The 12,792-nt window shown below is 37.7% G+C and carries 11 protein-coding genes and 1 tRNA gene; 5 read left to right on the top strand and 7 right to left on the bottom strand.

The annotated features are described in order from the left end of the window. Positions 1-11: 11 nt before the first annotated feature. Positions 12-350 carry a helix-turn-helix domain-containing protein gene (locus tag ABWP91_RS06715; protein ID WP_353242605.1) on the bottom strand — a complete coding sequence of 113 codons (339 nt, stop codon included), beginning with the start codon at positions 348-350 and terminating at the stop codon, positions 12-14. A 527-nt stretch (positions 351-877) separates the two neighbouring features. Next, complete coding sequence (locus ABWP91_RS06710) at positions 878-1,285, bottom strand: DUF2628 domain-containing protein (protein ID WP_353242604.1); 408 nt, start codon at positions 1,283-1,285, stop codon at positions 878-880. A gap of 632 nt (positions 1,286-1,917) precedes the next feature. Here ABWP91_RS06710 and ABWP91_RS06705 point away from each other — a divergent pair. The 4 genes from ABWP91_RS06705 (at position 1,918) to ABWP91_RS06690 (ending at position 6,748) form a co-directional block, all read left to right on the top strand. Further along, positions 1,918-2,448, top strand: a complete 531-nt coding sequence (locus tag ABWP91_RS06705; RefSeq protein WP_353242603.1) for a fimbrial protein — start codon at positions 1,918-1,920, stop codon at positions 2,446-2,448. A gap of 82 nt (positions 2,449-2,530) precedes the next feature. Then, the gene (locus ABWP91_RS06700; protein ID WP_353242602.1) at positions 2,531-5,014 is read left to right on the top strand and encodes a fimbria/pilus outer membrane usher protein; all 2,484 of its coding nucleotides are present in this window, start codon (positions 2,531-2,533) and stop codon (positions 5,012-5,014) included. 22 nt (positions 5,015-5,036) lie between these two features. Continuing rightward, positions 5,037-5,774, top strand: coding sequence for a fimbrial biogenesis chaperone (locus ABWP91_RS06695; protein ID WP_353242601.1), 738 nt, complete (start codon positions 5,037-5,039; stop codon positions 5,772-5,774). Beyond that, entirely contained in the window at positions 5,741-6,748 is a 1,008-nt protein-coding gene (locus ABWP91_RS06690; protein ID WP_353242600.1) for a fimbrial protein, read from the top strand. The genes ABWP91_RS06695 and ABWP91_RS06690 overlap by 34 nt, the downstream gene beginning before the upstream one ends. 154 nt (positions 6,749-6,902) lie before the next feature. On the opposite strand, the gene ABWP91_RS06685 is transcribed toward ABWP91_RS06690, so the two are convergent. From ABWP91_RS06685 to aspA, 5 genes are all read right to left on the bottom strand, one after another. After that, positions 6,903-6,978, bottom strand: a tRNA-Phe gene (locus ABWP91_RS06685). Positions 6,979-7,104: 126 nt separating this feature from the next. Then, positions 7,105-7,677: a division control transcriptional repressor DicD gene (dicD, locus tag ABWP91_RS06680; protein ID WP_502935794.1), complete on the bottom strand. Its 573-nt coding sequence runs from the start codon at positions 7,675-7,677 to the stop codon at positions 7,105-7,107. Between the two features lie 228 nt (positions 7,678-7,905). Next, positions 7,906-8,199, bottom strand: a complete 294-nt coding sequence (locus ABWP91_RS06675) for a helix-turn-helix domain-containing protein (protein WP_353242598.1) — start codon at positions 8,197-8,199, stop codon at positions 7,906-7,908. A gap of 664 nt (positions 8,200-8,863) precedes the next feature. Further along, the gene (locus ABWP91_RS06670; RefSeq protein ID WP_353242597.1) at positions 8,864-10,186 is read right to left on the bottom strand and encodes an anaerobic C4-dicarboxylate transporter; all 1,323 of its coding nucleotides are present in this window, start codon (positions 10,184-10,186) and stop codon (positions 8,864-8,866) included. A 144-nt stretch (positions 10,187-10,330) separates the two neighbouring features. Next, a complete protein-coding gene (gene aspA, locus ABWP91_RS06665; protein ID WP_206083463.1) occupies positions 10,331-11,755 on the bottom strand; it encodes an aspartate ammonia-lyase in 1,425 nt (474 codons plus the stop codon). Positions 11,756-12,194: 439 nt separating this feature from the next. Here aspA and ABWP91_RS06660 point away from each other — a divergent pair, with 439 nt between their 5' ends. Further along, positions 12,195-12,710 (top strand): FxsA family protein, encoded by a 516-nt coding sequence (locus tag ABWP91_RS06660; protein WP_353242596.1) that lies wholly within the window; start codon positions 12,195-12,197, stop codon positions 12,708-12,710. Positions 12,711-12,792: the final 82 nt, after the last annotated feature.

Here is a 12,792-nt window from a genome sequence, read left to right as displayed (position 1 = left end):
TTTTCTAAAAGTTAAACAATTGTTGACTGATAATAGTCTTTTAAGTCATCTAGTCCCCAACCAAAACCATCTAAATTTGATATGTAGCGGGATAACTTTGGATGGCGGCTAATAATATAGAATAACCGATGATAAAATTCTGGGAAGTTAATACCAAGAATAAGAATAAATTTAAATAAAACATCGACAGTGAGGGCATTTTCACCTCGTTCATAACGAGATAATTGCTGTTGACTGATCCCTAGCTTAGCTGCAATGCTATTACCACTGATTCCTAGTTCAAGCCTGTACTCCTGTAAGCATTTCCCCACTAATTGGCTGATGTAATATGTAGTGGTTTTCTTTTTCATTTTGATATTTCTCTCATTATTCCTGTTTGGTAAAGCCATGTTTTTATGAAATTATGACCATTCTTATCTTATATGGATATAAGGTATTCCTTAATTTTGGCTTTTATATTTAAGGGGCGGTTTTTATTGATTGTTCTTATGAATGGTTTTTATTTTATTTTTTATTAAATTATTTACTCTTATTGTATTTGAATATTTTTGTATCACAATAGATTTAAATAAAAAATGATATTGTGATTTTTTTTGTAATAATATTCATTATTATTAAAATAAAAACTTATGTTTATATAGTATAGTGAAACAATACCCCTTGCATTACTCATTATGTGAGTGTATTGGGGGGTCTTCTTCTATCAACGTTCATTGATAAAGATAAAGCGGAGATTTTTGTCATTATGTAGATAGGTATTCACATTACAGTGGAGTAAAGCTAAATGTGAGTGATGAATTTAATAAGGCTTTGCTGAAGGTGCTTAGCCTAAAAAGTATTTCTAGGCTAAGCAATTTAAATAATGGGTAAAACTTATTTATACCATACGGATCCCTTCAAATGGGTTCCAGCCATCTAGCCCTTTGGTTTCTTTTATATAATAAGCGTAGTTCGCAATCATCGCCCAAAGTGCGGAAATACCGACAGATAGCCCTGTGTATGCTCCATTAGGGATGGTGCCACCAATCATAAAATCAATAATATTAAGCACCAGACCTAAGGCAATGGAAATACCTAACAGGACTAAACCTTTTTTCCATAAACCTAAAATTAAAAAATAAATAATGCCAAAGAAAAAGGCAAAAAAGTTCATGTTTATCAGAAGTCGCCCACCGAAAGACTCTGCTTTTAACGCGGCTTTGAACTCAGGTGTGTTAGGTGCTCCGTGGGTATTAAAAAAATCAAAGCGCTTTTGCCATTTATTAGAATATTGTTTTTGTTCCATCATCCATCCCTTATTGGTTTATCTAAACGAGTAGGAATAATAATACCGTTGATATGCCCAATAGGGTGAAGGAAAAAATGCTAATTTATTGATTTATAGATTATTCTTATTTGTTGGACTTGTTTAATAAACCTAGGGAAGGAAAATAATAATATATGATTTTTTTTATTGAAGCAAAGTGCATATAAAACAATTTTTTGTGAATAGTCTTCCTCGATTGGCACTATTTTTCCTATAAATGTATTACAAACTTGCGAGTGAATGTAAGTAAATATCTAATAAACTCTAATTATGCGTAGAAATGATATATTAAACCATAGCAATACTCACAAGATGAGTATTGGTGTGTTTTTTACTTTTCCGTGGTTAAATTTTAATAATTTAGTTTATTTTAGGTTTTTGTATTGGTTTGTTGGTTTTTTTTATTGGTTATAAAATATAATGGAAATAATTATTTTTATATTTTCATATATATATCAATTAATTAGCTTAATCTTATTTGGTTGCATTCTACAGGCTAAATACATACTTTATGTATATCTACGTAAGAGTTTTATGGGTAATATTTTTTCCGTTCCTCACAACAGATAAAAATTTTTAATTAAATTACTCTTTAATATAAGGTAGACAAAATGAATAAAACATTAATTGCATTATGCTTAGCATTAACGACGACTTCTATTTCTGCAATGGCTGCGGATGCAGGTTCTGGTAAAATTACGTTTAAAGGCACTGTAAATAGCGGTGCTTGTACAATTGCTCCTTCTGATATTAATAAAGAAGTTCAATTAGGCAGTATTTCAGTAGCTAATTTATCGACTGTGGGTAAAACTGGTCCATTAAATACGTTTGAATTAAAATTACAAGATTGCCAATTAGATTCGGGCACCTCGGGTTCTCCGTACTCTAAAGTTAAAATTGCATTTAATGGCCAACCAGATGCAGCTAAAACCACATTATGGGCAAACGCAGGTAGTGCAGATAACGTTGCTGTTGCATTCTTTGATAATGCAGGAAAAACAATCAAACCAGGTGATGTTTTAGAACAAAATCTGAAAGCATCTGAAACGACTATTATTTTATCTGCTCAAGCAGAATCAACAGGTGCAGCGACTTCAGGTAGCATAAGCTCTGTAGCAAACTATGTATTAAGCTACGAATAAATAGTCATTATGCCTAATCAAAAGCTTTACGCGTATTAGCGTAAAGCTTTGTATCCCCTTCTATTACCATAAGAGTGAAAACATGTATTTTAAGAAAAAAAATATAGGTTATATTATCTCACTTATTATGTGTGGTGGGTATTCTAACGCTGAAACTTTTAATATTAATGCGCTTAATTTGTCTGCCGGCGATAATATTGACTTAAGCTATTTTGAAAAAAATAATTTAAGTGAAGGTTTATATGAATCGGATATTATCTTAAATGATAAAAAAATCATTCGTGGCGAAAAAATTAAGTTTATTAGTAATGATGGAATTATTGAACCGTGTATTACTGCACAGTTAATAAAACGTTTTCCTTTAAATGAAGAGGCTAAAGAAAAATTAATTTCTTCTCAAGAAGATAATTGTATTAACTTATTGTCTCTCGATAAAAATGTGACTATCGATTTTAATGATAGTGAGCAAGTTCTTGTTATTTCTATTCCACAAAAATACATGGAATTAAGTGACTCTTCATGGGTTAGCCCTGATATGCGTGATTACGGTATTGCAGGTCTCATTTTAGATTACACAATTAGCGATAATCACTTAGTTCGTAAAAATGAAGAAACACGTAATCAGTTATATGCTTTTGGCGACGTGGGGGCAAATTTAGCTCAATGGCGTTTACGCGCAAATTACCAATATGAAAATAAATTAGTAGGAAAAGAAGAGCGCAGTGGTAAGAAACGTAGTTTAGATTGGGACCAAGTCTATGCCTTTAGGGACATTGCGAGTTTATCTGCGAAGCTATTTGCAGGGGAAATTTTTGTTAAATCAGACTTGTTTGATAGTGTGCGTTTCAAAGGTGTGAGCGTTTTTACCGATGAAAGCATGATGCCGCCTAATCTCAGAGGTTATGCACCTCAAATTACAGGGATTGCAGCCTCAAATGCAACCGTCACATTATCACAAAATGGCCGTATTATCAGCCAAGTGAAAGTCCCAGCGGGTCCTTTTGTCATTAAAGACTTAAGCCAATCAGTTATGGGAACCATCGACGTTACAGTGGCTGAGGATAACGGTAAAGAAACGAAGTTTCAGTTTACAACAACCAATATCCCATTTTTGACCCGTAAAGGCCAAGCTCGCTACACCCTGAATTTAGGCCAGTTGTCCCCTAAAAATGGGACTTATGCTGACGATAATTTTATGACTGTCGAAAGCTCTGTTGGGGTATTCAATCATACCTCTGTCTTTGGTGGGGTAGTGGCGACATCAGGGAACAAATACCAAGCAATTAACGTCGGTATTGGTCAAAACATCGGTTTCTTAGGCGCTTTTTCGGTAGATATCACGCAATCTTATGCGGATACCTTGCTGGGGCGTGAGAAAGGAAAAAGCTACCGTATTAACTATGCAAAAGATTTACCCAGTATTGATGGGCAGTTGACATTAACAGGGTACCGCTTTGCAGACAAAACCTTTAACTCATTATCCAATTTTGTTGAGCAAAACTTTGCAGATAAGCAAGACATTGATATAAATAAAGATAAGCATGTTTTCTCCTTATCTTATGCTCAGCAATTACGTGTTATCAATGCGAGCGCGAATATCACGGCATCACGTAAGACCTATTGGAATGGTAAGCAAAACAACTATTTCAGTGTGGGATTAAATAAGTTTTTTGATGAAGGTATCATGAAAGGCGGCAACATATCACTCTCTTTAAACCAAGTCCGCGGATCGAATGATAAAACAGATAATCAGATTTATTTGTCGGTAAGTAAACCACTAAGTTCTGAAAACCAAAATGCGTCAATATCTTACTTTGCATCTTATAGTGATAATAATAAGCGCTATACGAACAACGTTAACTATAGCCGCTATGTCGACAAAGATACGAATTACAATGTTACGGCATCAACACAAGATGGGTTATCAGAAGGAATGGTTAGCTCCTACATTTCACACAGTGGTGATACAGGGCAAGTTCAAGTGACGGGGTCGTTATCAGACTCGATGAATTCACTCAGCATGACAATGAGTGGTTCAGTCACTGCAACACAACACGGTATTTCAGCTCACCGCTTAACGTATCGTGACCAATCTCGTTTAGTGGTTGATGTACCAAATGCGAAAGGTATTGTTATCGAAAATGGCAATGCAACAACGAATAATCGTGGGTTAGCGACCATCAGTAATGTACCAACCTACTATAATATGGAATATAAGGTTGATGTGAATAACCTTCCAAATACCGTCAATATTGATGAGAGCGTTTTAGAGTCTACACTAACAGATGGTGCAATAGGCTACATTAAAATGGATGCGGATATTGGCAAGTCATTAATAACAAGAATTAAACTCACTAATGGCCAATACCCGCCGTTAGGTTCAGTGGTGAAAAATAACGTAACGGATAAAGTTTCAGGCATTATTGCTGAATCTGGCATCGTGTACTTAACTGGGTTGAACATGGGCGATCAACTTAGTGTCAATTGGGGGGATGCACAAGCGTGTACATTTCTGGCTGACAGTCTCCTTGCCAAAAGCAGCGATTCAATTATTTGTGGTCACTAATGTGATTTAAATGGGTGAAAAAATGACATTATTTAAAAAAGTATTTTCCATTGTTTTGCTATCAAGCGTAATGAGCCAAGCATACGCAGTGCTTGGGTTAGATAGAACCCGCATTATTTTTAATGAATCAGAGGGGGGAACAAGTGTCGTTGTTGACAACCAAGACCCTGCTTCTTCATTTTTAGCTCAAACTTGGATAGAAAACCAAAAGGGTGAAAAACTGGAGAATTCGCTAGTTGCTTTACCTTTCTTACAAAAAATTGGCCCTAAGCAGAAAAAACAAATCAAAATAGCGTATATGGATGGGCAAAACACATTACCGACAGATAGAGAAAGTCTGCTTTATTTCAACGTATTAGGCATTCCGCCTCAAGGTAAAGAAGCAAATGCGGTTCAATTTACTATCCAGTCACGCTTAAAGCTATTTTATCGTCCAAAAGGTATTAATTACAAAGTCTTAGCAGATAAAGATTTTCAACGTGATATGAAAGTGGCTAAGCAGGGCGGGAGCATTAAGCTAACCAACCCGACACCATTTAATATCATCGTGACGAATATTAATGTGGATAGAAGCAAAGACAATAGTTTCCCTGAGACAATTGTTGCGCCATTTAGCGATGCTACAGTGGCATTAAAAAATCCGTCATGGAATAGTTTTGAAGTGGGTTATATTGATGATTTTGGTGGGTTAAAATTTAATAAATATCAATGTGATGGATCTCAATCTTGTCAGTTGCAACCATTGGTGAAAAGCCAATGAAAAATCACAAGAAGCAAGCACGAATAAAAGCGCTACAAGGTATATTGGGAATACTATGTTTGGTCTTTGGTACTTATGCTTACGCTGGGGCGAATTGTACCCCTAACGGAGGGCATGGCTGGAATCCTGCGCCACTGATAAATATTGATATGAATACCACTCTAGGTTCAATACCCGCAGGCACGACTCTGGGTAGTGCCTCAACAGGTTTTTTCTCATGGAAGTGTAATTTTAGTGGGTCAGTTGCAGATAGGACGGTTTATTTTCGCAATCAAACTCCTGCATCGACGAAGGCTTACATGTTGTCAAATGGTGTGCGGCTGTATCAGCATATATATCAAAATGAAGAAGTCGAAATTACTGCCTCAAGTACGCCAAGAATTAAGGTCGGCTATTGGAACCAAGGGCAATTCTCTATTAGTTTTTTATATATCTATACCCTGAGAAGGGGAGTTGGACCATTAAAATCTTTTGACACAGGTTTGTTTACCGTGGGAACTCATGAAGATGGGACAGGGCGAGGTTTTGGCGATATCTACCGTGCGCAGATTGTTGGTAAATTAGTTAATTATTGCCCTACGCCGATTGTAACCATGAGTAATAAAGTTGTTGATTTTAAAGAGTTAACTCCTGAGCAGTTTGATAAAGGAAAGACAGTTAAAGAAAACTTCAACTTGGCATTAACGCCGATTTCGACGTGTGAAGCAGCTCTTGAGGTCAGTGTTGCTTTTCAAAGCAACAGTGGTGTTGTCAATAAAAAATATCTGATGTTTGATAATGGATTGCAAATCGCGATCACGGATAAAAGCTTAGGACAAGAAATCAATTTTGATCAGTATTATTACAAAGGGCAGATTTCCCAACAAAAACCTGGAAATTTTCAGTATAGCGCTGAGTTATCAAATAAAAGTAATGGGGTGATTAAACCAGGTCCCTTTAGTAATACGGTTAATGTTTTATTTTCATATCGATAATTTTTTGCCTAACGCCTTTAGCTTAATGCCTATCATAGTCAATATGATGGGCTTTTTTATGCTTGGGTCGACAAGGAACAACTTAGAAAGGTGGTGTGGATTTTCTATCTCTAGAAAAGCAAAAACCCGCCTTTTGGGCGGGTTCTTTAAATAGTGGTGCCCGGACTCGGAATCGAACCAAGGACACGGGGATTTTCAATCCCCTGCTCTACCGACTGAGCTATCCGGGCAACGGGGCGCATTAAACCGTATTCAGCTGTTTGCGTCAATGAGTTTTTCATAAAAAAACGCATTTTTTTGCTGAGTGTTTTCTTTTTCAGCAAAAGATGGTGGTTTAGCGCACGAATGGCGACTTTTTAGCTTAGCGCTCCTTTTTTGCGACACAATGCGATTGTCAAAATATCTTCTGAAAGATGCTGTGCGGTTTCGACATCTTGAATGTCACGTTGGACTAATAACCGGTTTAAACACCCTTCAAGCACCAGCTCCATTTGATTGGCAACAAGCTCAGAGTCTTCAATATCAAGCTCGTCTAATAACGCTTTGGTAAAGTTGAAAGAATTCTCTTTTTGCAGACGGCTAAGCTGATGAATAGGGTGGGCGGAATCTGGGTAATAGTTACAGGCAGAGATAAATAAACAGCCCGGGAAACGCCCCTCACTCACTTTCTCTGAAAGCTGTTGGTAACGCGCCATTAGTTTCTGATGTGGGCCTAGTGCTTCATCTAGGAGGGTTTGGCGCTGCCAAATTTCAATCTGCTGCCCATGAAAACGTAGGCAATCATAAACAAGTGCTTCATCATCAGGCCAAAATTGACGAATGGTCGAAAAATCAGATTCAATTTCACTGAGCAAATTTTCTGTTGATGCTGATAAACCCTGAATTTCCAATTGGTTTAATGCATGGCTTAAAATCGTTTCGCGTTGGATAGGCATTGTGAACTCCATCACCATGAGGTCTATTTTTTTCATCATAGCAATGATCAATGCTGAATTATAGCGGTTTACTTTGCGAGTAAGACATCAATAGGGAAGGTACGTAGCTTGGGGAATTGCCATTTTTTATGAAATAGAATGATATTAAACATGAAATACAGGAGGGGGAATTATCCCCCCTGAACCTAAATTAATGTGCTATTTCAAATTTAGATTGGAGCCTTAGTTAATCAAATTCGCCTCTAGTGCAACATCGATATAGTAAAATTGAAAGATTTTCTTCATAAAATCATCGACATCGTGCTTTCTTAACTCAAGAGCTTGTAAAATATCCAATAGACCTTGTATGGTGATGGCATTTTTACCCCTTTCGTAACGAGAAACTTGTTGTTGGCTAATACTTAATCGTGATGCTAATTGCGCACCTGTTAAACCAACGGCTTTTCTACGGCGTTTTAAATAAGTTCCAATATAAATGGAAACATCGGTATTATCATTTCGTTGAGTACTTAGCATTCCTCCTCCAAATAAACTAATGCTGACGAGGTAAATTATTTTAAGTAATAAACTTATTCTATATTTAGCGCTCGTTTAACGGGGGTTAAAAGAGAACCTGAATGGTTTTCTAATACCAATTAGACAAGGATAGGTTTATTATTACCAATATTTATGGCGGATGGATTTAAGCGGATTAATAGATGGCGCCTATTTTCAATACACAATAAAGGAGTATGTTTTATTCGTTTCTTGGAGTTTTATTTCTGTTTTTTTATTTAAAACTTATAATTGCGGAGTTATATGCTTAAAATTTCAATTGACTTGGTTGTATATTTTTTGTTGTTTTTTGGCGCATTTTGCAGGATTAAACTGAATTTCAATCAATATGTACATTGCTTGTTACACTTATATTGAGATTATTAATATAAATGTTTCATTGGAAAGATTTGGTTTTTTTATTCTTTTTTCATACTTAAATTTGAAATATTGAATATATATAAAATTACTATGATTTATATATTTACATATTTTATTAAATTGAAATTCAAATTCGCAATATGAATCATTAATAATATTGATGAATACTTCTTGCTGATCCATATTCATTATTGTCACTAGAATGACAATAAAAACCCGTGAATGATTTCACGGGTTTTTAGTCTACTCAATTTAATGAATAGGACTAGAGCATCATTCCACCGAACAAGAAGCCGAAAGTGACGGCTAATGCGACGGCAATAGTACCTGGGATAAAGAATGGGTGGTTAAAGACAAACTTCCCAATACGTGTAGTCCCTGTGTCATCCATTTGTACCGCCGCAACCAATGTTGGGTAAGTAGGCAGGATAAACAGGCCAGAAACTGCAGAGAACGACGCAATTGCAGTCAGTGGGCTAACACCTAAAGCCAACGCCATTGGCATCAATGCTTTTGCTGTTGCAGCTTGTGAATACAGAAGCGCAGAACAGAAGAAGAAGATAACCGCTAACATCCAAGAATGTTCATGGATTAAGTCACCCGCAGTGGCTTTGATCCACTCAAGGTTGTGCTGTACGAAAGTATCACCTAACCAAGCAACACCTAAGATACAGATACACGCACTCATACCTGCTTTAAAGGTACTGGAGTTCAGGATCGCATCGGTATTGACACGGCAAAGAATGGTAATCAACGTTGCGACTGTCAGCATGATGATCAAAATCGCATTGGTGGTGTTCATCAATGGTGTTTCGACAATTCCTAAGCTTGGGCTATTGATGATAGCGTAGCAAACAACGCCGATAACACCGAGTAAGAACAGCAGAACGGAAGATTTAGCACCTGGTTTGATTTCTTTGACTTGGCTACCACGCAGTTCAATTAAGCCTTCAGCTAAACGTTTCTGGTAGATTGGGTCATCAGAAAGTTTAGAGTTAAACGTCCAAGAGATAACAAATGACATCAACATAATCGCAAGGAAGGTTGATGGCAGTAAAATTCCCAGCAGAGTGATGTAGCTGACAGTATTACCTGCGCCCATCATTGCAGGGTTTTCCATGACTGATGCCATATAGACAACCGCAGCAGAAATTGGTGATGCAGTAATACCAATTTGAGCTGCAACGACCGCAGTTGATAAGGGACGGCAAGGTTTAACGCCTTGTTCTTTCGCCACTTCTGCAATAACAGGCAATGTAGCTAAAGAGATATTACCCGTACCTGCGAAGAGTGTCAGAAAGTAAGTGACAACAGGGGCAAGGATGGTGATGTATTTAGGATTGCGGCGCAGTAATTTTTCTGTTTGAGCAACTAAATAATCTAAACCGCCTGCAATTTGCATTGCAGAGATAGCGGCGATAACAGCCATGATGATGGAGATAACGTCAAATGGAATGGTCCCTGGTTTCACGCCAATTGCAGCGAGTACCAGTACACCAAGGCCACCGGCAAAGCCGATACCTATCCCACCAAGACGGGCCCCCAAAAAAATGGCCAGCAGAACAATAATAAATTCTACGGCTAACATAGTGTTTACTCCTCGACAAAATGAAAATTAAAATTATGAAACTGTTATGTTAATTATTTGTGTGTGTATGAATCAAAAAAGGCACGCTTTCCGATGAGAGGCGTGCCTTTATTTTTAAGTATTATTTATGATAAACATAAATTTTTAGTCATCAAAACGTTTTGCTTTGTAAGCTGGGTGTTTTAAGTTCTCAACAGAGAAGATATCGTCCAGCTCAGCTTCAGTCAGTAAACCGCGTTCAAGAACAACTTCACGGACGCTCTTACCGGTTTCTGCACAGATTTTACCCACGATGTCACCATTATGGTGGCCAATGAATGGGTTCAAGTAAGTGACAATACCGATTGATTTAAAGACGAACGCTTCACAGATTTCTTTGTTCACAGTAATGCCGCTGATGCATTTTTCTTGCAGGTTGCGACATGCGTTGCTCATCAGAGAGATGGATTCGAACATCGCTTGGCCGATTGCAGGTTCCATTACGTTTAACTGTAATTGGCCTGCTTCAGCAGCCATTGTTACACAGATATCGTTACCGATAACTTTGAAACACGCTTGGTTAACCACTTCTGGAATAACTGGGTTAACTTTTGCTGGCATGATAGAAGAACCTGCTTGTAGCTCAGGTAAGTTAATTTCTTTAAGACCTGCACGAGGGCCAGAAGATAACAGGCGTAAGTCGTTACAGATTTTAGACAGTTTCATTGCCAGACGTTTCAAGCCCGCGTGAACAGTGATGTAAGCACCGCAGTCAGAAGTTGCTTCGATTAAGTCTTCAGCAGGAACGCATGGTAAACCCGTCACTTCGGCTAATTTCTTCACTGCCAGTTCTGAATAACCTGGTGCGGTATTCAGGCCAGTACCGATAGCCGTTGCGCCTAAGTTAACTTCGAGCAGTAATTCGATGCTGCGTTTCAGGTTTTTCTCTTCTTCTTTCAGAAGGGTAGCGAAAGCATGGAATTCTTGGCCGACGGTCATTGGAACGGCATCCTGTAACTGGGTGCGGCCCATTTTCAGAATGTCTTTGTATTCTTCAGCTTTAGCTTCAAAGCCTTTTTTCAGGTATTCAACAGATTCAATTAACTTCAGTACAGAGTTATACACTGCGATACGGAACCCAGTAGGGTAAGCATCGTTAGTGGATTGGCTTTTGTTCAGGTGGTCATTTGGGTTTAGGAATTCATATTCCCCTTTTTTATGACCCATCAGTTCAAGACCGATATTTGCAAGAACCTCGTTGGTATTCATATTCAGTGATGTGCCCGCACCACCTTGGAATACGTCAACAGGGAACTGGTCCATGCATTTGCCTTCATTTAAAACAACATCACATGCTTTGATGATGGTTTCCGCGATGTTACGTGGAATGGTGTGTTGTTCTTTGTTGGCTAAAGCCGCCGCTTTTTTAACCATAACCATGCCGCGAATAAATTCTGGGACATCGTTAATAGTGCGGTCGCTGATATAAAAGTTTTCAATCGCACGCAGAGTATGAACACCATAATAGGCATCGGCTGGAACTTCTTTTTTACCTAACAGGTCTTCTTCGATACGAGTATTGTTTGACATGAGAACCTTCTTAATTAGATTACAGTTACTGTCCGTTTATGCGCTTTTAAAAAATCCATATATCGTAAAACAAAACTTCACAGGTGATTAATATTGTAAAATAAAACTTTACAAGCGATTAACACCTTCTACTACGTTGTCAGCATTATGATCTACTGATTTATGGGTAGATGATATGCTTTTAAAGAAACAATGCCTTGAACCTAGATCACTATATAGTTTGATTTATGCAACAGATTTTACGTTGTGTGATGTTCGTCACAGTTAAGTCTGGCTAATCAAAAATATCAGTGAGTTGAAAAGCGTTATCTTTGCCCCAATTATTATGGCTATACTAAAGAAAAAAGCGAATATTGATAGTTGTCTCTTAGATGCAGTTCACAAAGGTTTTCCGAGGGGCGTAAAATAGTTGATAGCTTATTGAAATAAAGGAGAACTTGTGCGCTGGTTACCACTAATTCTGATATGTATTCTCGTTTACATTGAGTCCGTCATTTTTGTGAGAGTGGCTTCTGAGGTCGGTGTTTTGATGACACTGATTCTGGTGGTCTTAACATCCTGTTTAGGGGTGTCTTTGGTGAAAAACCAAGGCATGAAAAATGTCCTGCAAATCCAACAAAAATTAGCGTCTGGTGAAAGCCCAGCGGCAGAAATGATCAAAAGCGTTGCGCTCGTTTTAGCGGGCTTTTTACTTATCGTGCCAGGGTTTTTCACTGACTTTATTGGTTTATTGTTATTACTTCCACCGATACAAAAGCTTATCGTTATGCGATTAATCCCGCATATTCGTTTTTACCAACCCGGTGCGGGTTTTAATCAGCCAAGAAATGGCGGATATCAAAACGGTAATACGTTTGATGGCGAATTCCAACGTAAACAAGACGACCCGTCTTTTACCATTGATAACACTGATAAATCAGACTCATCAGATAAAGACGACCGTCCGAAACCGTAAATCCTTCATATTTGTAGGGAGATAAAAATGAAAAATTTTTTATCTCCCCCCTTGAAGTCCCTCTGTCTAGCCCCAATCTGCT

It is taken from the genome of Providencia sp., from assembly GCF_040396775.1.
Lineage (GTDB): Bacteria > Pseudomonadota > Gammaproteobacteria > Enterobacterales > Enterobacteriaceae > Providencia.
The sequence above is the reverse complement of the archived record's forward strand: the minus strand, read 5'-3'. Positions and strand labels throughout refer to the sequence as shown.

Bases quoted from the DNA above. Each gene is read 5' to 3' on its own strand.
- ABWP91_RS06715 (WP_353242605.1), bottom strand. From the start codon at position 350: ATGAAAAAGAAAACCACTACATATTACATCAGCCAATTAGTGGGGAAA.
- ABWP91_RS06710 (WP_353242604.1), bottom strand. From the start codon at position 1,285: ATGGAACAAAAACAATATTCTAATAAATGGCAAAAGCGCTTTGATTTT.
- ABWP91_RS06705 (WP_353242603.1), top strand. From the start codon at position 1,918: ATGAATAAAACATTAATTGCATTATGCTTAGCATTAACGACGACTTCT.
- ABWP91_RS06700 (WP_353242602.1), top strand. From the start codon at position 2,531: ATGTATTTTAAGAAAAAAAATATAGGTTATATTATCTCACTTATTATG.
- ABWP91_RS06695 (WP_353242601.1), top strand. From the start codon at position 5,037: ATGACATTATTTAAAAAAGTATTTTCCATTGTTTTGCTATCAAGCGTA.
- ABWP91_RS06675 (WP_353242598.1), bottom strand. From the start codon at position 8,199: ATGCTAAGTACTCAACGAAATGATAATACCGATGTTTCCATTTATATT.
- ABWP91_RS06670 (WP_353242597.1), bottom strand. From the start codon at position 10,186: ATGTTAGCCGTAGAATTTATTATTGTTCTGCTGGCCATTTTTTTGGGG.
- aspA (WP_206083463.1), bottom strand. From the start codon at position 11,755: ATGTCAAACAATACTCGTATCGAAGAAGACCTGTTAGGTAAAAAAGAA.